Origin of the sequence: Pseudonocardia aurantiaca, assembly GCF_039526725.1 — a bacterium.
In the GTDB taxonomy this organism is placed as follows: domain Bacteria; phylum Actinomycetota; class Actinomycetes; order Mycobacteriales; family Pseudonocardiaceae; genus Pseudonocardia; species Pseudonocardia aurantiaca.
The window spans coordinates 39891-57502 of sequence record NZ_BAAAJG010000021.1 but is presented as its reverse complement, the minus strand read 5'-3'; the positions used below and the strand labels follow the sequence as shown (position 1 = coordinate 57502).

Annotated in this window: 18 protein-coding genes; 9 read left to right on the top strand and 9 right to left on the bottom strand. The window is 71.8% G+C overall.

The window, feature by feature from the left end; all coding sequences use genetic code 11:
- Window positions 1-75 precede the first annotated feature (75 nt).
- Together ABD143_RS28095 and ABD143_RS28090 are read right to left on the bottom strand one after the other, a co-directional pair.
- A complete protein-coding gene (locus tag ABD143_RS28095; protein WP_343984450.1) occupies window positions 76-1098 on the bottom strand; it encodes an NADP-dependent oxidoreductase in 1023 nt (340 codons plus the stop codon).
- On the bottom strand, window positions 1095-1931 hold the full coding sequence (locus ABD143_RS28090; RefSeq protein ID WP_343984449.1) for an NmrA family NAD(P)-binding protein: 837 nt from the start codon (window positions 1929-1931) through the stop codon (window positions 1095-1097). Before ABD143_RS28090 ends, ABD143_RS28095 begins: the two co-directional genes overlap by 4 nt.
- 82 nt (window positions 1932-2013) lie before the next feature.
- Between ABD143_RS28090 and ABD143_RS28085 the strand changes: the two genes are divergently transcribed.
- The 3 genes from ABD143_RS28085 to ABD143_RS28075 all read left to right on the top strand — a co-directional run bounded on the left by ABD143_RS28085 (window position 2014) and on the right by ABD143_RS28075 (window position 4328).
- Window positions 2014-2958, top strand: coding sequence for an AraC family transcriptional regulator (locus tag ABD143_RS28085; protein WP_343984448.1), 945 nt, complete (start codon window positions 2014-2016; stop codon window positions 2956-2958).
- Window positions 2959-2966: 8 nt separating this feature from the next.
- Entirely contained in the window at window positions 2967-3881 is a 915-nt protein-coding gene (locus tag ABD143_RS28080; protein WP_343984447.1) for a metal-dependent hydrolase family protein, read from the top strand.
- Window positions 3882-3980: 99 nt separating this feature from the next.
- A complete protein-coding gene (locus tag ABD143_RS28075; protein WP_343984446.1) occupies window positions 3981-4328 on the top strand; it encodes an amidohydrolase family protein in 348 nt (115 codons plus the stop codon).
- Between the two features lies 1 nt (window position 4329).
- Here ABD143_RS28075 and ABD143_RS28070 read toward each other — a convergent pair whose 3' ends face one another.
- The 6 genes from ABD143_RS28070 to ABD143_RS28045 form a co-directional block, all read right to left on the bottom strand.
- Complete coding sequence (locus ABD143_RS28070) at window positions 4330-5424, bottom strand: Gfo/Idh/MocA family protein (protein WP_343984445.1); 1095 nt, start codon at window positions 5422-5424, stop codon at window positions 4330-4332.
- Between the two features lie 67 nt (window positions 5425-5491).
- Complete coding sequence (locus ABD143_RS28065; RefSeq protein WP_343984444.1) at window positions 5492-6256, bottom strand: ThuA domain-containing protein; 765 nt, start codon at window positions 6254-6256, stop codon at window positions 5492-5494.
- Window positions 6257-6279: 23 nt separating this feature from the next.
- Window positions 6280-7110: a carbohydrate ABC transporter permease gene (locus ABD143_RS28060; RefSeq protein ID WP_343984443.1), complete on the bottom strand. Its 831-nt coding sequence runs from the start codon at window positions 7108-7110 to the stop codon at window positions 6280-6282.
- Window positions 7107-8078 carry a carbohydrate ABC transporter permease gene (locus ABD143_RS28055; protein ID WP_343984442.1) on the bottom strand — a complete coding sequence of 324 codons (972 nt, stop codon included), beginning with the start codon at window positions 8076-8078 and terminating at the stop codon, window positions 7107-7109. Before ABD143_RS28055 ends, ABD143_RS28060 begins: the two co-directional genes overlap by 4 nt.
- Window positions 8071-9297, bottom strand: coding sequence for a sugar ABC transporter substrate-binding protein (locus ABD143_RS28050; protein WP_343984441.1), 1227 nt, complete (start codon window positions 9295-9297; stop codon window positions 8071-8073). The genes ABD143_RS28055 and ABD143_RS28050 overlap by 8 nt, the downstream gene beginning before the upstream one ends.
- Window positions 9298-9387: 90 nt before the next feature.
- The gene (locus ABD143_RS28045; RefSeq protein ID WP_343984440.1) at window positions 9388-10533 is read right to left on the bottom strand and encodes a LacI family DNA-binding transcriptional regulator; all 1146 of its coding nucleotides are present in this window, start codon (window positions 10531-10533) and stop codon (window positions 9388-9390) included.
- Between the two features lie 74 nt (window positions 10534-10607).
- On the opposite strand from ABD143_RS28045, the gene ABD143_RS28040 reads away from it, so the two are divergent.
- Genes ABD143_RS28040 through ABD143_RS28030 form a run of 3 tightly spaced genes read left to right on the top strand, consistent with a single transcriptional unit; the run spans window position 10608 to window position 11939 of the window.
- Window positions 10608-10814, top strand: coding sequence for a hypothetical protein (locus ABD143_RS28040; RefSeq protein WP_343984439.1), 207 nt, complete (start codon window positions 10608-10610; stop codon window positions 10812-10814).
- Window positions 10811-11428, top strand: coding sequence for a hypothetical protein (locus ABD143_RS28035; protein ID WP_343984438.1), 618 nt, complete (start codon window positions 10811-10813; stop codon window positions 11426-11428). Before ABD143_RS28040 ends, ABD143_RS28035 begins: the two co-directional genes overlap by 4 nt.
- Window positions 11352-11939 carry a TetR/AcrR family transcriptional regulator gene (locus tag ABD143_RS28030; RefSeq protein WP_343984437.1) on the top strand — a complete coding sequence of 196 codons (588 nt, stop codon included), beginning with the start codon at window positions 11352-11354 and terminating at the stop codon, window positions 11937-11939. The genes ABD143_RS28035 and ABD143_RS28030 overlap by 77 nt, the downstream gene beginning before the upstream one ends.
- Before the next feature lie 20 nt (window positions 11940-11959).
- Here ABD143_RS28030 and ABD143_RS28025 read toward each other — a convergent pair whose 3' ends face one another.
- Window positions 11960-13054 (bottom strand): malate/lactate/ureidoglycolate dehydrogenase, encoded by a 1095-nt coding sequence (locus tag ABD143_RS28025; protein ID WP_343984436.1) that lies wholly within the window; start codon window positions 13052-13054, stop codon window positions 11960-11962.
- Window positions 13055-13219: 165 nt separating this feature from the next.
- On the opposite strand from ABD143_RS28025, the gene ABD143_RS28020 reads away from it, so the two are divergent.
- Genes ABD143_RS28020 through ABD143_RS28010 form a run of 3 tightly spaced genes read left to right on the top strand, consistent with a single transcriptional unit; the run spans window position 13220 to window position 17603 of the window.
- Window positions 13220-13870, top strand: a complete 651-nt coding sequence (locus ABD143_RS28020) for a TetR/AcrR family transcriptional regulator (RefSeq protein WP_343984435.1) — start codon at window positions 13220-13222, stop codon at window positions 13868-13870.
- Window positions 13870-15603: an ABC transporter ATP-binding protein gene (locus ABD143_RS28015; protein WP_343984434.1), complete on the top strand. Its 1734-nt coding sequence runs from the start codon at window positions 13870-13872 to the stop codon at window positions 15601-15603. Before ABD143_RS28020 ends, ABD143_RS28015 begins: the two co-directional genes overlap by 1 nt.
- Complete coding sequence (locus ABD143_RS28010) at window positions 15600-17603, top strand: ABC transporter ATP-binding protein (RefSeq protein ID WP_379660122.1); 2004 nt, start codon at window positions 15600-15602, stop codon at window positions 17601-17603. Before ABD143_RS28015 ends, ABD143_RS28010 begins: the two co-directional genes overlap by 4 nt.
- The last annotated feature ends 9 nt before the right edge of the window (window positions 17604-17612 follow it).

Here is a 17612-nt window from a genome sequence, read left to right as displayed (position 1 = left end):
ACACAGCCTCGTTCAACACGAGGCCCGTCAGCATGCGCACCGACCGACTTGACAAGACCTACAGCCAGCTAGGACTTAGAGCCGGACCAGCATCTTCCCCGTGTTGGCGCCGCGCAGCACGCCGATGAGCGCCTCCGGTGCGGCGTCGAGCCCGTCGACGACGGTCTCGGTCGTGTGCAGGGTGCCGTCGGCGAGCAGGCGCGCGGCAAGCGGGATCCAGGTGGCGAACTTCTCCAGATGGTCGGAGACGAGCACACCGCGCAGGGTGAGGCGTTTAGTCACCACGTCGTACATGTTGCGCGGGCCGGGAGCGGGCCCGGTCGTGTTGTAGCCGCTGATCATCCCGACCAGCGCGGCCCGTCCGCCCACCCGCAGTGCCCCGATCGCCGCCTCCAGGTGCTCGCCGCCCACGTGGTCGACGTACACGTCGATCCCGCCGGGGGCGACGGCCGGGAGTTGCGCCGCGATGGGGCCCGCGCGGTGGTCGATCACGGCGTCGAAGCCGAAGTCGGAGACGAGCGTCGCGGTCTTCCGCGGCCCACCCGCGATGCCGATCACGCGGGACGCCCCGAGCGTGCGGGCGAGCTGCCCGGCCACGCTCCCGACCGCGCCCGCGGCGGCCGAGACGAGCACCACGTCGCCGGATCGGACAGGCGCGATCTCGGTCACCGCGAGGTACGCGGTGAGGCCGGGGGTGCCGAGCACACCCAGGTAGGCCTGCGGTGGCGCGATGCCGGTGTCGACCACCGTGGCCGCGGCGGCGTCGAGCACCGCGTACTCGCGCCAGCCGAGGAAGTGCGCGACCGTCGCCCCCACGGGGATATCAGGCGCCCGGCTCGCGACGACCTCGCCGACCGCACCGCCGTCCAGTGGTTCGCCGAGGACGAAGGGCGCGATGTAGGACGGGACGTCGTCCATGCGCCCGCGCATGTACGGGTCGACCGACATCCAGGTGTTGCGAACCAGCACCTGCCCCGCCGCCGGCTCGGGCACCTCGGCCCGCACCAGCTCCAGGTGTTCGGGGCGCGGCTCGTCGACGGGACGCCCGGCGAGCCGGAACTCCCGTCCCATCAGCCGCGTGGTCGTACTGCTGCTCATCGCTGCTCCCTCAGGGGGTTCCACACGCCGGTCGGCGCGGTGGCGGTGACGTAGTCGGCGAAGTCGCGGGGCGCACGGCCCAGGGCCCGCTGCACGCCATCGGACACGTGCGCGTTGCGCCCGGCGGCGATCCAGCCGAAGAGCGTCTCCAGGACGGCGGCCGCGCCGTCGTCGATGCCGTGCGCGGCGGCGTGTGCCCGGTACTCCGCGGGGGTGACCGCGCGGTAGGTGATCCGCCGTCCGGTGGCGGCGGCGATCGCGGCCACCGCGTCGCTCCAGCTCAGCGGCTGCGGCCCGGACAGCTCGTAGATCTGCCCGGTGTGCCGGTCGTCGGTGAGGGCGGCGACCGCCACGTCGGCGATGTCCTCGGCGCTGACGAACGGCTCCAGCCCGTCGCCTGCGCAGAGCACCATCTCGCCGCGCAGCACCGGATCATGCAGGAACGACGCCTCGGCGAAGTTCTGCTGGAACCAGGTCGGCCGCAGCACGGTCCAGCCGGTGCCCGCGCTCTGCACCGCTCGCTCCCCGGTGAGCGCCTCCTCGCCGCCGGACACCGCCCAGTCGCGGGCGGAGAGCAGCACCAGGCGCTCCACCCCGCGCGCCGCCGCCAACTTGCCGAAGGCCGTGAGCTGCGCGGTCTCGCCCTCCTCGGCCTGCACGACGTAGGCGGCGCGGACGCCGTCGAGCGCAGGCTCCCAGGTGCTGTCGTCGTGCCAGTCGAAACGGGTTGGCGTCGACCGGGTGGCGGGCCGTACCGCATGGCCCTGCTCCTGCAGCCGCTGCACCACGCGGCGACCGGTCTTGCCGGTGCCGCCGAGAACCAAGATCGTCATGCGGACCAGTCAACGCGCTGAGCGTGAGCCGGAGAATGGCGTGAGCGCTCAATCCGATGTCTGCGCGTCTAAGGTATCCGGCGTGGACGCTCTCGCAAGCCTGCTGGACGAGGTGCGGTCGAACGGGGCGCTGTTCGGGCGCAGCATCATGACTCCGCCATGGTCGGTGCGGTTCGCCGAGCGCGCCCCGCTCACCCTGGTCACGATGTTGCGCGGGTCCGCGTGGATCGTCCCCCGCGGCGCCGACCCGGTGCCCGTCGGCGAGACCGAGGTGGCGATCGTCGTCGGGCCCGAGCCGTTCGCCGTCGCCGACTCGCCCGACGTCTCCGCCCCGCCGCTCTACGTCATGTACCCGGACGGGAAGTGCACAGCGGGCGACGGCACGGAGTTCAGCGACGATCTGCGCCTGGGCGTGCGCACCTGCGGCGAGCGCGCGGACGGCCCGACGGTGCTGCTCACGGGCACCTATCAGGTGCGCGGGCGGGTGTCGGAGCGCCTGGTCGGCGCGCTGCCGAGGGTGCTCGTGGTGCCGCACACGGGCCAGCTGTGCCCCGTGCTCGACCTGACCGTCGCGGAGGTGGAGCGCGAGGACCCCGGCCAGCAGGCGGTGCTCGACCGGCTGCTCGATCTCCTGCTGCTCTCCGCGCTGCGCGAGTGGTTCGCGCGCCCGGACGTCGAGCCGCCCGCCTGGTACCGGGCGATGGGCGACCCGGTGATCGGGCGTGCGCTGCGCCTGCTGCACGAGGAGCCCTCCCGGCAGTGGACGGTGGCAGCCCTCGCCGACGAGGCCGGGGTCTCGCGGGCCACGTTCGCCCGCCGGTTCACCGAGCTCATGGGCGAACCACCGATGGCGTACCTCACGGGCTGGCGGCTCTCGCTGGCCGCCGACCTGCTCGCGCGCACCGACGCCACGGTGGACGCGGTGGCGCGGCAGGTCGGCTACGTGAGCGCGTTCGGCCTGAGTGTGGCGTTCAAGCGGGTCTACGGCATCCGGCCGAGCGAGCACCGCTCGGCTATGGCGGGGTGACGACCGGGATGACTTCGCTCTCGATCGTGAACTGCCAGGTGTTCGACGGGGAGTCCGGGGAGCTCGCCGACGGGCCGGTGCACGTCGTCGAGGGACGGATCGCCGCGGTGGGCCCCGATGCGGGCGACACGGCCGACGAGGTGCTCGACGGCCGCGGCGGCACCGTGCTCCCCGGCCTGATCGACGCGCACTTCCACGCGTACGGGGTCAGCCTCGACCTGCTGGGCATCGCGGCCCGCCCCCTGAGCTACGTGGCGCTCGCCGGCGCGCGGCGGCTGACCGATGCGCTGACCCGCGGGTTCACCACCGTGCGCGACGTGGCGGGCGGCGACCCCGGACTCGCCGCGGCGATCGCCGAGGGGCTTCTCCCGGCACCGCGCTACCTCTACACCGGGCCCGCGCTCAGCCAGACCGGCGGTCACGGCGACGCGCGCGGCGCCGACTCCGACCTGTGCGGGTACCACGCCCACATGAACGAGGTGGTCGACGGGGTGGACGCGTTGCGCCGGGCGGTACGCGACCGGTTCCGCCGTGGCGCGCACGCCGTCAAGATCATGGCGTCCGGTGGTGTCGTCTCGCCGAACGACCCGATCCGCATCCCCCAGTACTCAGCGGACGAGGTTCGCGCCGTCACCGAGGAGGCGGCGCGGCAGGGCAGCTACGTCGCCGCGCACGCGTACTCGGCGGAGGCGATCCGGCACGCGGTGGAGAACGGGGTGCGCACCGTGGAGCACGGCAACCTGCTCGACGGGCCGACTGCCGAGCTGATGGCCGAGCGCGGCGCGTTCCTGGTGCCGACGCTCATCACCTACGACGCGATGGACCTGCGCGGGGCCGAGTTGGGGCTCTCCGCTGCGGGACAGGCGAAGAACCGTGAGGTTCTCGACGCGGGCCGCACGGCGGTGGAGCTAGGAGCGCCCTGAACGACTCGGCCCTACTGCGCGACGCCCAGGCGGGCACCTCGCGGCGTTGGACGGTCGGGCCGATACAACAGCGGTATCGGCCCGATCGTCCGCCTTGCGATGCACCCACCTGGACGCCGCTCGCTACGGGCGGAGTCGTTCAGGACCCTCCCAGCGCGCGCGGCCGGTGTGCGCATCGGGTTCGGCACGGACCTCATGGGCGAGCTGGCCGACGAGCAGCTCGGCGGGCTCCGCGTCCAGACCGAGGTGGAGGGCGTGCTGCGCACGCTGCAGGCGGCGACCTCGGTCAACGCGGACCTGATCGGGCGCCCCGACCTGGGCCGCGTCGCGGTCGGGTGCGTTGCCGACCTGCTGATCGTCGACGGCGATCCGTTCGCCGACCCGACGCTGCTGTGGACCCGTACCCCGGACCGCCGAGTCGTTCAGGGCGGGCGGGTCGTCGGGTAGGTCATCCTGCCGCCGTCAGCACCTCCCGCACCGACGGCCAGGACGCCAGCGCGTCGCGGACGTCGGGGTGGGTCTCCGTACGCAGGGCCTCCGCGTGCGCGGCGGCGAGCACGTCATCGAGCCGTACGCGTTCGCCGGTGTCCGCAGAGCGCACCGCGGCCTCCACCATCGCCAGGCTGAGCACGTTCTCGTGCACCTCGCCCATCGGTGGGTCGCCGGTGCGCAGCGCGTCGGTGAACACCAGCAGCGCCCCCTCGATCCCCTCGTACGGGGAACCGGGGCGCGCTACGCCAGGGCCGTCCGCGTCGAGCACCGGATCGTGGTCGCCGTCCCAGCGGGCGGAGCCCTTCTCGCCGCTGACCCGCCACACCCCGTTCCAGGACGTCTCGGCGCCGGGGCTGCACCAGCTGCCGGTGTAGGCGTACCGGATGCCGCCCTCCATCTCGAACGTGGCGACCGCCGCCGCCGCGCCCGCGTACCAGCTCCACGGCGGGTTGTACGCCTCGCAGTACGCGGAGACCGGCTCGGCGCCGAGGAGGAACCTGGCCGAGTCGAATGCGTGGATCGCCATGTCGACCAGGAGCGGGTGGGCCATCTCGTCCCGGAACCCACCGAACCGGGGCGCCCGGAAGAACTCCGTGGTGAGCGTGCCGATCGAACCGAGGTCCTCCGCCATCGCGCGGAGCGCGAAGAGCTGCGGGTTCCACCGCCGCGACTGGCTGACCATGAACAGCCGGCCCGTCGCCTCCGACGCCGCGGCGAGCGACAGCGCCTGCGCCACCGTCTCGGCCACCGGCTTCTCGCCGAGCACGTCGAGTCCGGCGAAGAGGGCGGCGGTAGTGACGGGGTGGTGCGCCTCGGGCACGGTCGCGTCAACGACCGCCCGGGCACCCGTCGCGCTCGCGAGAGCCACGGCGTCGGTGCCCACCGGCACGGGCCTGCCCAGCGCGTCGGCGGCGGCCTGCGCGGTGGGCTCGTGGATGTCGGCGATCCCCACCAGCTCGACGCCGGGTGCGGCCTCTATCGTGTCGCGCCACGCCCGGCCCATGCTCCCCGCGCCGACGAGGACGAGCCGAAGGGGATTCTCGAGGCTCACACCAGGCTCCGGTGGAAATCTCGGACGTCGGCGGGGCCGCCCCGCTGACGTGCGGTCGACGGCTCGCTCATCCCAGCGGTCCCGTGTACGTCGCGCCCTTTGTGAACTCGCCCGTCTCGTAGCGCAGCAGCTCCGGGTACCCCCGCTCCGGGCGGTCGGTGCGGGCCCACTCCACGCCGTTGGCGATCACCCGCCGGACGTCCTTGTGGTGGTAGGTCGGGTAGTCCTGGTCGCCCGGGCGGAAGTAGAAGATCTTGCCGTACCCGCGGCGGAACGTGCAGCCGCTGCGGAACACCTCCCCTCCCGAGAACGAGCTGATGAAGACCACCTCGTCGGGGGCAGGGATGTCGAAGAACTCCCCGTACATCTCGTCCTCGTCGATGACCAGCGGGTGCGGCACGCCCTTCGCGATGGGGTGCGTCGGGTCGACGGTCCAGATCAGCTCGCGGTCATGCTCGCTGCGCCAGCGCAGCGTGCAGCTCGTGCCCATGAGCTTCATGAAGATCTTCGACCAGTGCCCGGAGTGCAGCACCACGAGGCCCATGCCAGAGAGCACGTGGCGGTGCACGCGCTCCACCACCTCGTCGGCCACCTCGCCGTGCGCGGCGTGACCCCACCAGACGAGCACATCGGTGGCCGCGAGGGCCTCCTCGGTGAGGCCGTGCTCCGGCTCGTCGAGGGTGGCCGTGCGCACGACGGCCCCGTCGCCCAGGTTCTCGGTGATGCCTGCGGCGATCGTGGTGTGCATGCCGTCCGGGTAGATCTTCGCGACGTGCTCCTCGATCTGTTCGTGGCGGTTCTCGCCCCAGACGGTCACGCGGATGGAAGTCACTTCTGTCTTCTGCCTTTCTCGGGTCACTTGACGGCTCCGCTGGAGACGCCTGCTGCCACGTAGCGCTGCGCCACCAGCAGCAGGACGACGGCCGGGATCGAGGCGAGCACGGCGGTGGCCATCACCGAGCTCCAGTCGTTCACGTACGTGCCGATGTACTGGTAGAGCCCCAGCGTCACCGGGCGGACGTCCTCGGTGGTGGTGAGTGTGAGCGCGAAGAGGAAGTCGCTCCACGTGAACAGGAACGTGAAGAGCGCCGCGGTGATCAGGGCGTTGCGGCTCATCGGCAGCACGATCGAGACGAACGTCCGGATCTGCCCGGCGCCGTCCACGCGCGCGGCCTCGATCACCTCGGACGGGAGGTTCCCCAGGAACGCCCGAATGATGAGGATCGCGAACGGGATGCCGTGGCTGGAGTCGGCGAGTATCAGCCCCGGCACCGAGTTCAGCAGGCCGATGTCGTTGTAGAGGCTGTAGAGCGCGTTGGCGACGACGATGCCCGGGATCATCTGGCTGATCAGGATGCCGAAGAGCACGATCCCGGCGCCGCGCACGCGGAAGTGCGCGAGTGCGTACGCCGCGGGTGTGGCGATCAACAGGCTGAACACGACGCTCCCCGCCGACACGACGAGGCTCGTGAGGAGGTGCCCGCCCTGCTCCCGGATGGCGGTGGCGTACCCGTCGAAGGAGAGCTGCACGGGGAACCACGGTGTGCCGACGGCCGAGCCGCTGGGCTGCAGCGAGACGTTGAGCATCCAGTACAGCGGGAAGAGCATCACCGCGAGAACAAGCAGCCCGGCGACGGTGTTGCCCCACGCCCGGCGCGCGGGTGGGCGTGCGGTCACGGTGCTCATCGGCTCACCTGCCGGTTGGCCCGCAGGTAGAGGAGCGCGAACACCAGCGAGGTCAAGATCAGGACGTTGCCCAGCGCCGCACCCTCGCCGAACCGGAACTCCTGGAACGACAGGTGGTAGGACTGCGTCGCGATCGTCTGCGTCGCGTTGGCCGGGCCGCCGCCGGTGAGCCCAAGGATGATGTCGAGCACCTTGATCGTGTAGACGACGCCGAGCACCAGCACAACGTTCACCACCGGCCGCAGCAGCGGCCAGGTCACGTGCCGGAAGGCGCGCCAGCCGGTGGCCCCGTCGAGCGCGGCCGCCTCGTACAGCTCTCCCGGGATGTCCTGGAGGCCGCCGTAGAGGATCGTGGTGTTGAACGGGATCCCGATCCAGATGTTCACGGCGATCACCGCGATCAGCGCGAGCGACGTGCTGGTGAGCCACCCTGGGTTCTCCCCGACGAGCCCGAGCCCGCCGAGGAACCGGTTGAGCGCGCCGTTGTCCTGGTCGAGGATCCAGCGCCACACCGCACCGGAGACGATCAGCGGGATCAGCCACGGCAGGAGCAGCAGCGAGCGCAGCAGCCCGCTGAGCGGGAAGCGCCGCTGGAAGAACACGGCGATCGCCAGCCCGATCCCGAACTGCCCCACGATCGACCCGACCGTGAACAGCACCGTGTTGAGCAGGGCCTGGTCGAACACCGGCGAGGTCAGCACGGCTGTGTAGTTGTCGAGCCCGACCCACGGCGCCTCACCCGTGTAGAACGTGCGGGTCGTGTACTCCTGGAACCCCATCACGGCGTTCTGCACGACCGGGTAGCCGAAGAAGAGCAGCAGGTAGGCGACGGCGGGCACGAGGAACCCGAGCTGGAGCAGTCGCTCGCGCCGCCGCGGCGACCACAGCGGCTCGCCGCTAGGACTCGGAGGGGGCGGGACGGCCGCGTCCGGTGGCCTGGCAGGCGCGACCGTCGCGAACTCAGCCATTCTGCGCCTGCTGCAGTGCCTGCTGGGGGCTCGCACCGCCCGTCAGCGCGGTCTGAATCGCCGTGTAGATCCGCGTCGCCGCCTCGGGCCATTTCTCGCCGAGCATCTGCGTGCGCGACCGTGCGGTCTGCACCTGCTCGGTGAACGCCGCCATCTTCGGCACCTGCGCCACGAACTGCTCGCGCAGCGCCGTCTTCGTCGGCACCGTGCTGCGCTCGGTGGCCAGCGCGAGCTGGTTCTCGTCTGAGTTCAGGCACGCCACGATCTCCGCGGCCTTCGCCTGCCGGGCGGCGTCGCCGGTCTGCGGGATCGTCCAGGTCTCCCCGCCGAGCGGGGCCACCTGCGTGTCGCCCGACTGCGGCACGGGGATCCGCACGACGTTGTAGCGGAGCCCCTCGACCTTGTCCAGCGGCGGGAACTGCCACGGGCCGTTGACCATCATGGCCGCATTCCCGGCCGCGAACTGGTCCTTCACGTCGGCCTGCGTCCAGTTGACGACCGACCGGGACGCGGAGCCGGACTGCACGAGGTCGGTCCACAGCTGCAGGGCCTCGGCGACCTGCGGGCTCGCGATGTCGGTCTCCTCGCCGCCGTTGGTCCACATGAACGGCAGGAACTGCCAGGTGCCCTCGTAGGTGGCGTTCGCGGCGAACGCGATGCCGTAGCGCTGGCCCTGGGTGAGCGGGGCGGCCGCTGTGCGCAGCTCGTCCCACGTCGTGGGCGGCGTGATGCCGGCCTGGGCGAGGACGTCCTCGTTGTAGAACAAGCCGATCGTGTTGGTCACCGGCTGCATGCCGTAGACCTGACCCTCGTACGTCGACGCGGTCGCGACGCCGTCGGCGTAGCCGTCGACGGAGAGCCCGAAGTCGCTGATCGGGGCCAGTGCCCCGCTCGCGGCGATCTGCTGGAGGTCGGGGTTGTCGATCATCATGACGTCCGGCAGCGTCCGGGACGACGCCTGCTGCAGCACCCGGGCGATCAGCGACGCACCCGGCACCACCTCGCGCTCGATCGTCACGCCCGCCTGCTGCCCGCAGGCGTCCAGGGTGCGCGCGTAGACCGAGCGGTCCGGCTCGTTGTTGTAGTAGTCGAGCACGCGGATCGAGGTGACGTCGCCCCCACCACCAGCCGCGCCCCCGCCGCCCCCGCACGCCGCGAGCGCGAGCGCTGCTACCGCGACCAGCGCGGTTCTTCCCAGTACCGCTCCACGTTGAGCCATTCCTGGTTCCTCTCGTTGGCGCTGTCCTTCGGTGACAGTCGATGCGTATCGATCGATGCTGTGCGCCGCCCCGCGCTGTGTGCGGCGGGGTTACGGGGCGGGGAGTGTGGTCTCGCGCCGCGTGAGGCGGGGCGTGACCAGCTCGACAAGCTCGGACGGCGGTTCGGCCGTGCGGTCCAGCAGCTGGAACAGGGTCTGCATCGCCCGGCGGGAGACGTCGCGCGGCTCCAGGGAGACGTTCGTGACGGCGGGCGTGCAGGCCAGCGCCGCGGCGTCGGTGCACAGCCCGACGAGCGAGACATCCCGGCCGAGGACGAGTCCGCGGTCGAGCAGGGCCTGCGCCACGTGCGGCACAACGTGCGAGTTGGGGACGACCAGCCCTGGCCGGTCGCCGCCGAGCTCCAACGCCCGCCGCACGGCGTCCTCCGCGCCGGCGCGGCCCGATGCGACCGGAGCCACGACCTCGTGGCCGAGCCCGAGCTCGGCGGCGGCGTCGGCGGCGCCGCCCTGGAACCGCCGGACGAAGTTGATGTCTCGCTCGACGACCTCGGCCGTGTAGCCGATGAGGACTACCCGGTCATGGCCTGCGGCGGCCAGTTCGGCCACCGCCAGCCGCCCGGCCAACGCGAAGTCGACGTCCACGCACTGCAGCCCTGAGCTGTCGTCCGGTACGCCGATGAGGATCACCGGTACGTCGAGGGTGGCGGCAACCGGGATGCGGGCGTCCTCGGCGCCGATGTCCATCATCACGATGGCGTCGCACAGCCGCCGGCCCGCAAGACGCGTGAGCCCGGACGAGCCCTCGTCGGCCGTCACGAGGAGGACGTCGTGGTCCTCGGCCCGCGCGCAGCTCGCGATGGTCTCGATGAACGGGAGCAGCCCGGCCGGGTCGGCGCCCGGTGCGAACGGGACGACCAGCCCGATCACCTGCGTGCGCTGGCTCGCCAGTGCGCGGGCCCCGGCGTTGGGCTGGTAGGTGAGCTGCTCGATGGCCGCCTCGACCCGCCGGCGCGTCTCGGCGGAGATGGAGCGGCGGCCGCTCATGACGTAGGAGACGGTGCTCTGGGAGACCCCGGCGACGCGGGCGACATCCCGGCTGGTGACCATCCGGCTCCTCCGTTCCGCCTGGTGTCGATGCGTATCGACTGCGGGTGACGTTAGCCACAGGTGGTCGCGGAGTGCAAGGCCTCGGACCCGCGGCGTGCGTCGGGGGAGCAGCGCCGGTTCAGTCCCCACGTGAGATTCGGACACGGCCGAATTGGTCGGGGGAAATGCCCCACGCCGATGTAAATGCGACTAACATCGGGCTCATGATGCGGAGCGCACTGCACAACCTGGTCCGGACGGTTCACCTTGTGCTCGCAGTCGCGCTGGGGGCGTACGTCTACGTCCCGCCGACGGTGCCGACGGGTGTGCTGCGGGAGGCCCTCATGTACGTCGGGGTCCCGCTCGCCGCGATCAGCGGGCTGTACCTGTGGAAGCAGGCGCGGGTGCACCGCCTGGTCGCGCGCGGATGAACCGGCCGCCTACCTCCGTGCTGGTCGCGCTCCTCGCGGCGGCCGTCGCCACGGCGGCCACGGGGCAGGTGTGGCTGCAGGCGACGTTCGCGACCGTCCGGCACCCGGTGGCGCTCGGCGTCGCCAACACGACGGCGGACGCGGAGACCGTCCGCGGCTGGTACCGGGTGCTGCTCGGGCAGGGGACGCTCGACCGGATGGTGGCGACGGAGCTCGTCGACCTCGTCTGGGTTTCGGGGGTGGCGGCGACGGCGGTGCTGCTCACGGTGCTCGCCGCGCGGTCGCTGGAGCGGCGCAACCGGCCCGCTGCCGGGGTGCTGCGCCGGATCGCCCCGTGGACGGCGCTCGCCCCCGGGCTGGACCTCGCGGAGAACGGCCTGTCGCTCCTGATGCTGGGCGATCCGCTCGGGTTCCCGGCGCCGCTCGGCGCGGCGCACGCCGCCGTCTCGTGGGTCAAGCTCGCGGCGATGGTGGGCGTAGGGGTGGGTGTGCCGGCGTTCTGGTTATGGTCGCTCCGCGGGTACCGAGGAGGTGGGCGTGGCGGGCGGGTCGACCTACCACCACGGGTCGCTCCATCAGGTCCTGATCGACGTCTCGCTGGACCTGATCGCTGAGCACGGCCTGGAGGGCTTCAGCCTGGCCACGGCGGCGAAGGCGGCCGGGGTGAGCGTCGCCGCGCCCTACCGGCACTTCACGAACAAGGCGGCACTGCTCGGTGCGATCGCCCGCACCGGGTACGCCCAGCTCGGCGAGGCCCTGCGGGAGGCGGCCGACCGGCACCCGGACGACCCCGTCGAGGCGCTCCTCGAGCTGGGCTCCGCCTACGTCGGGTTCGTGATCGACCAGCCCGCGCTGGCGAGCGTGATGTTCTCCGTGCGCGGCCGCGCGCCGGAGAGTGACGCCGGGCTGGCGGCGCTCGGCGTGCTCGGCGACGTGCTCGCCCGCCTGGAGGCCGCGGGGCGGCTGGCCGTGCCGCTCGACACCGCGCTGCGGGCCACGTGGTCGCTCGTGCACGGGCTCGCCGTGCTGCACACCGGCGGGATGCGCACGATCAGCGAGGAGGACGCGCCCCTGCTGCGGAAGCAGGTGCTGCGCCCGCTGCTGGACGGCATGCTCCGGCGGTGAGGCGCGCCCGCCGGCCGGGCTCACACGAGCGTGAGGCCGAGGTCGGCGGCGGTCCGCCGGATCGCTCCCCAGGTATTCACGGGCAGCGGTACGCCGCCGGCCAGCCGGGCGGTGCGGGTGGCGGCCTCCGGGTCGCCGGGCAGGAGCACCGGCTGGGCGGAGTCGACAGGTCGGGCCGAGAGCACCCAGTCGAGGTAGCCGCTGGCGCTTCGCTCGAACTCGGCCTGCGTGCCGAAGTGTGCGGGGGAGAGGTAGATCGAGAGCATCCCGTTGGCGATCCTGTCCTTGGACTTGGCCGGACCGGCGCAGCCCGAGCCGGTGAAGGCGCCTGCGAGCAGCTCGCACATCAGCGCGAGCCCGGAGCCCTTGTGCTCGCCGAACGCCCGGATGGCGCCTGCGCCGTTCGACGCGGAGCGGATGTCGGTGGGCCCGTACTCGCCGAAGAGCACGTGCGGGTCCCCCGAGGTCTGCGCGTCCGGGCCGATCAACGCATCAGCCGGGAGCGGCCTGCCGCCGTATGAGGCCACCTGGACCTTGCCCTCGGCCACCAGCGACGTGGCGAAGTCCAGCACCACGGGCCGCTCCGGGAGCGGGAGTCCGATGGCGAACGGCGCCGTCGAGAACCGCCGCTCGACCGCCCCGAACGGTGCCACCAGCGGCGACCCGGCCACGTTCACGAAGTGGATCGAGATCAGCCCGGCCGCGTTCGCCGTCTCCGCGTAGGCGCCGACGCGCCCCACGTGCCCACTGTTGCGCAGCGCGATGATCGAGGTGCCGTGTTCCTGCGCGCGCTCGACGCCCAGCGCCACGGCCTGGGCCGCGATGGTCTGGCCGAACCCGCGGTTGCCCTCCAGGACGGCGAACGCGCCCCCGTCGGTGACGACGTCGGCGCGCTGCCCGGCCCGCACGAAACCCTGCCGCATCCAGTCCACGTACTTCGGCACGCGGACGACGCCGTGGCTGTCGTGGCCGGCCAGGTTCGCCCCGACGAGCTCGCGGGCGATCAGCGCGGCCTCGTCGGGGGAGCATCCGGCGGCGGCGAAGATCGCACGGATATTCGCCTCCAGGTCGTCCGCGGCGATCAGATGGGTTCCTGCGAGGTCGGTGCTTGTCACCGTCCCAGGATGACCCACTAACCGATCACTGGTTAGTGAGTGCGCCGGGCTCGCGTCCGGCCGGGGCCGCCGTGCTAGCCGAAAGGACATGCGCGCTGGTCAGGCCCTGTCCACCGGCGGTGAACTCGGTTGTTAGTGAGTGGGCACTCATTTACTCTCGGCGGCATGAGCCCCGACCGCAGGCGCGCCCCGCGCATGGCGCCCGACGAGCGCCGCGCGGCGATCGTCGCCGCGGCGGGCCCGCTGTTCAGGCGGCACGGCGCGGCGGTCACCACCCGGCAGATCGCCGAGGCCGCGGACATCGCGGAGGGCACGATCTTCCGGGTCTTCCCCGACAAGGAGTCGGTGATCCAGGCCGTCGTCGCCGAGGCGTTCGACCAGTCCCCGACACTGCGCGAGTTGGCCGCCATCAATCGGGCGCTGCCGTTCCGCGACCGCCTCACGGCGGCCGTCACAGTGCTCCAGAAGCGGGTGTCCGACGTCTTCGGCCTGCTCGGCGCCCTCGGCTGGATGCGCGGCGCGCCGCCCGAGCGCAAACCCCCCAATGGGTACCGCCACCGGCAACCTGATTACGACGACGAGGCCGAGCGCGACTTCCGGGACGCGGTCGTCGGCGTCGTCGGCCCGGACGAGTGCCGGCTCCGGGTGCCGGCAGCCGAGCTCGCCCACGTCATGAAGATGCTCGTCTTCTCCGCCACCCACCCGCTGATCTGCGCCGGCCGGCCGATGTCGGCCGAGCAGATCGTCACGCTCCTGCTCGACGGGCTGCTCGACGAGAGCGCCCCCGCCGCTCCCACCACGACCGAGGATCCGTGATGCTGCTCCGTCTCCTGCGCGAACACTTACGCCCCTACTCCAGACCTCTGATGCTTGTCGTCCTGCTGCAGTTCCTCGGGACGATGGCCTCGCTCTACCTGCCGAGCCTCAACGCCGAGATCATCGACCGGGGGATCGCCCTCGGCGACACGGGCTACATCATGAGCACGGGCGGATGGATGCTGCTCGTCACGCTCGTGCAGATCATCTGCTCGATCGCCGCCGTGTACGTCGGGGCACATACGGCGATGGGCTTCGGCCGGGACGTGCGGGGCGCGCTCTTCCACCGCGTCGGGGAGTTCTCCGCGCGCGAGGTGAACCAGTTCGGCGCGCCCTCGCTGATCACCCGCGGCACCAACGACGTGCAGCAGGTCCAGATGCTCGTGCTGCTGTCCTGCACGATGCTCGTGACCGCGCCGATCATGTGCTTCGGCGGCGTGGTCATGGCGCTGCAGGAGGACGTGCAGCTGTCGTGGCTGATGGTCGTCTGCGTGCCGGTGCTGGTCATCGGGATCGGTGCGGTGATCGTGCGGATGGTGCCCGGCTTCCGGTCGATGCAGACCCGTATCGACGAGGTGAACCGCATCCTGCGGGAGCAGATCACCGGAATCCGCGTGGTGCGCGCATTCGTCAGGGAGCCGGAGGAGACCGCCCGCTTCGACACGGCCAACGCCGAGCTCACCGACGTCGCCACCCGAGTCGGCCGGCTGATGGCGCTGATCTTCCCGATCGTCATGCTGGTGCTGAACGTCTCCAGCGTCGCGGTGCTCTGGTTCGGCGCCGCCCGGATCGACGCCGGGCAGATGCAGATCGGCGCGCTGACGGCGTTCCTGAGCTACCTGATCCAGATCCTCATGGCCGTCATGATGGCCACGTTCATGGTGATCATGATCCCGCGCGCGGCCGTCTGCGCGGAGCGCATCGCCGAGGTGCTCGACACCGAGTCCTCGGTCGCCCCGCCCGCCCGGCCGGTCGTGCCCCGGGAGGCGACCGGTGCGCTGGAACTGCGCCGCGCGGGCTTCGCCTACCCGGGCGCGGCCGAGCCGGTGCTCCACGACGTCACGGTCACCGCGGCGCCCGGCACCACCACAGCCATCGTCGGCAGCACCGGCGCGGGCAAGACGACGCTGCTGGGGCTCGTGCCCCGGCTCTTCGACGCGACGAGCGGCGCCGTGCTGGTGGACGGCGTCGACGTGCGCGAGCTCGACCCGGAGTACCTGTGGAGCCGGGTCGGGATCGTCCCGCAGAAGCCCTACCTGTTCTCGGGCACCGTCGCGAGCAACCTCCGCTACGGCAACCCCGACGCCACCGACGCGCAGCTGTGGGCGGCGCTCGAGGTGGCCCAGGCGGCCGACTTCGTGCGCGCGATGCCCGAAGGGCTCGACGCACCTGTCGCCCAGGGCGGCACCAACGTCTCCGGTGGCCAGCGCCAGCGGCTCGCAATCGCCCGCGTACTCGTGCGGGCGCCGCAGATCTACCTGTTCGACGACTCGTTCTCCGCGCTCGACCTGGCCACCGACGCCCGGCTCCGCGCGGCCCTGCGACCCGTCACGGCGACGGCGACGGTGCTGGTGGTGGCGCAGCGCGTGGCCAGCATCCGCGATGCCGACCAGATCGTGGTGCTCGACGACGGCGCGGTAGTAGGCATCGGCACGCACGACGAGCTGCTCGGCACCTGCCCGACGTACGGCGAGATCGTCGCCTCCCAGTTCAGCGCAGAGGAAGTGGCATGACCACCCCCAGCACGGCTCCACAGGAGCAGCGGTCCGACGACACGGGCCGCGCGGCCCGCGAGATGCGGGTCGCCCGCCGCGGCGGACCGCCGTGGGCGGGTGGCGCCGGGATGCCGGTGGAGAAGTCCATGGACTTCGGCCCGTCGGCGCGGCGACTGGTCGGCAGGCTCGCCCCCGAGCGGCTCGGCGTGGTCACCGTCATCACCCTCGGCATCATCAGCGTCGCGCTGTCGGTGATCGGCCCGTGGATCCTCGGCCGCGCCACCGACGTGATCTTCGCGGGCGTGATCGGTCGCCAGCTCCCGGCCGGCACCAGCACCGAGGAGGCGGCGGCCGCGGCACGGCAGGCGGGCAACGAGACCTTCGCCAACGTGATCGAGGGGTCCGACGTCGTCCCGGGGGTGGGCATCGACTTCGACCTGCTAGGCGGAGTACTGCTCGCGGTCGTGGCGATCTACGTGGCGGCGTCGCTCTTCGGCTGGCTGCAGGGCTACCTGCTCAACGGGATCGTCCAGCGCACGATCTTCAGGCTCCGCCGCGACGTCGAGGACAAGCTGAACCGGCTGCCGCTGCGCTACTTCGACAGGCAGCAGCGTGGTGAGGTGCTCAGCCGGGTCACCAACGATATCGACAACATCTCCCAGACCCTGCAGCAGACGATGAGCCAGCTCCTCATCTCGCTGCTCACGGTGGTGGGCGTGCTGTTGATGATGGTGCTGATCTCGCCGCTGCTGGCGCTGGTCGCGCTCGTCACGATCCCGGTCTCGGTGCTCGTGACGCAGCAGATCGCGAAGCGGTCGCAGAAACAGTTCGTGGCGCAGTGGCGCCACACCGGCTCGCTCAACGGCCACATCGAGGAGGCCTTCACCGGTCACGAGCTGGTGCGCGTGTTCGGGCGGCGCCGCGAGGTGGAGGCGGGCTTCCGGGAGCGAAACGAGCGGCTGTTCGACGCGAGCTTCCGCGCCCAGTTCATCTCGGGGATCATCATGCCGTCGATGATGTTCATCGGGAACCTGAACTACGTGCTGGTCGCGGTGGTCGGCGGGCTCCGGGTGGCCTCGGGGTCGATGAGCCTCGGCGACGTGCAGGCGTTCATCCAGTACTCGCGCCAGTTCACCCAGCCGCTCACGCAGGCGGCGTCGATGGCCAACCTGCTGCAGTCGGGGGTGGCCTCCGCCGAGCGGGTGTTCGAGCTGCTCGACGCCGATGAACAGGTGCCCGACCCGGCGACGCCCGCGGTGCCGGCCACGCGGCGGGGGCGCGTCACGTTCGAGCACGTCTCGTTCCGGTACGCGCCGGACGAGCCGCTGATCGACGACCTGTCGCTCACGGCCGAGCCGGGGCAGACGGTTGCGATCGTCGGGCCGACGGGGGCGGGAAAGACCACGCTGGTCAACCTGATCATGCGGTTCTACGAGCTCGACTCGGGCCGGATCACCCTCGACGACGTGGACACCGCCACGATGGACCGCGCCACCCTGCGCTCCGGGATCGGCATGGTGCTGCAGGACACCTGGCTCTTCGGCGGCACCATCCGGGAGAACATCCGCTACGGCAACCCGGCGGCTACCGACGAGCAGATCCTCGCCGCCGCCCGCGCCACCTACGTCGACCGCTTCGTCCGGAGCCTCCCAGAGGGCTACGACACGGTGATCGACGACGAGGGCACGGGCGTCAGCGCGGGGGAGAAGCAGCTGATCACGATCGCGCGGGCGTTCCTCGCCGACCCGACGCTGCTCATCCTCGACGAGGCCACCAGCTCGGTCGACACCCGCACGGAGGTGCTGGTGCAGCGGGCCATGGCGGCGCTGCGCAGCGACCGGACGAGCTTCGTGATCGCCCACCGGCTCTCCACGATCCGCGACGCCGACCTGATCCTCGTGATGGAGTCGGGCCGGATCGTCGAGCAGGGCACGCACGACGAGCTGCTCGCGGCGCGCGGGGCCTACTACAACCTCTACTCCGCGCAGTTCTCGGCTGCGGCGGCCGAGGTGGAGTGAGCGCCGACC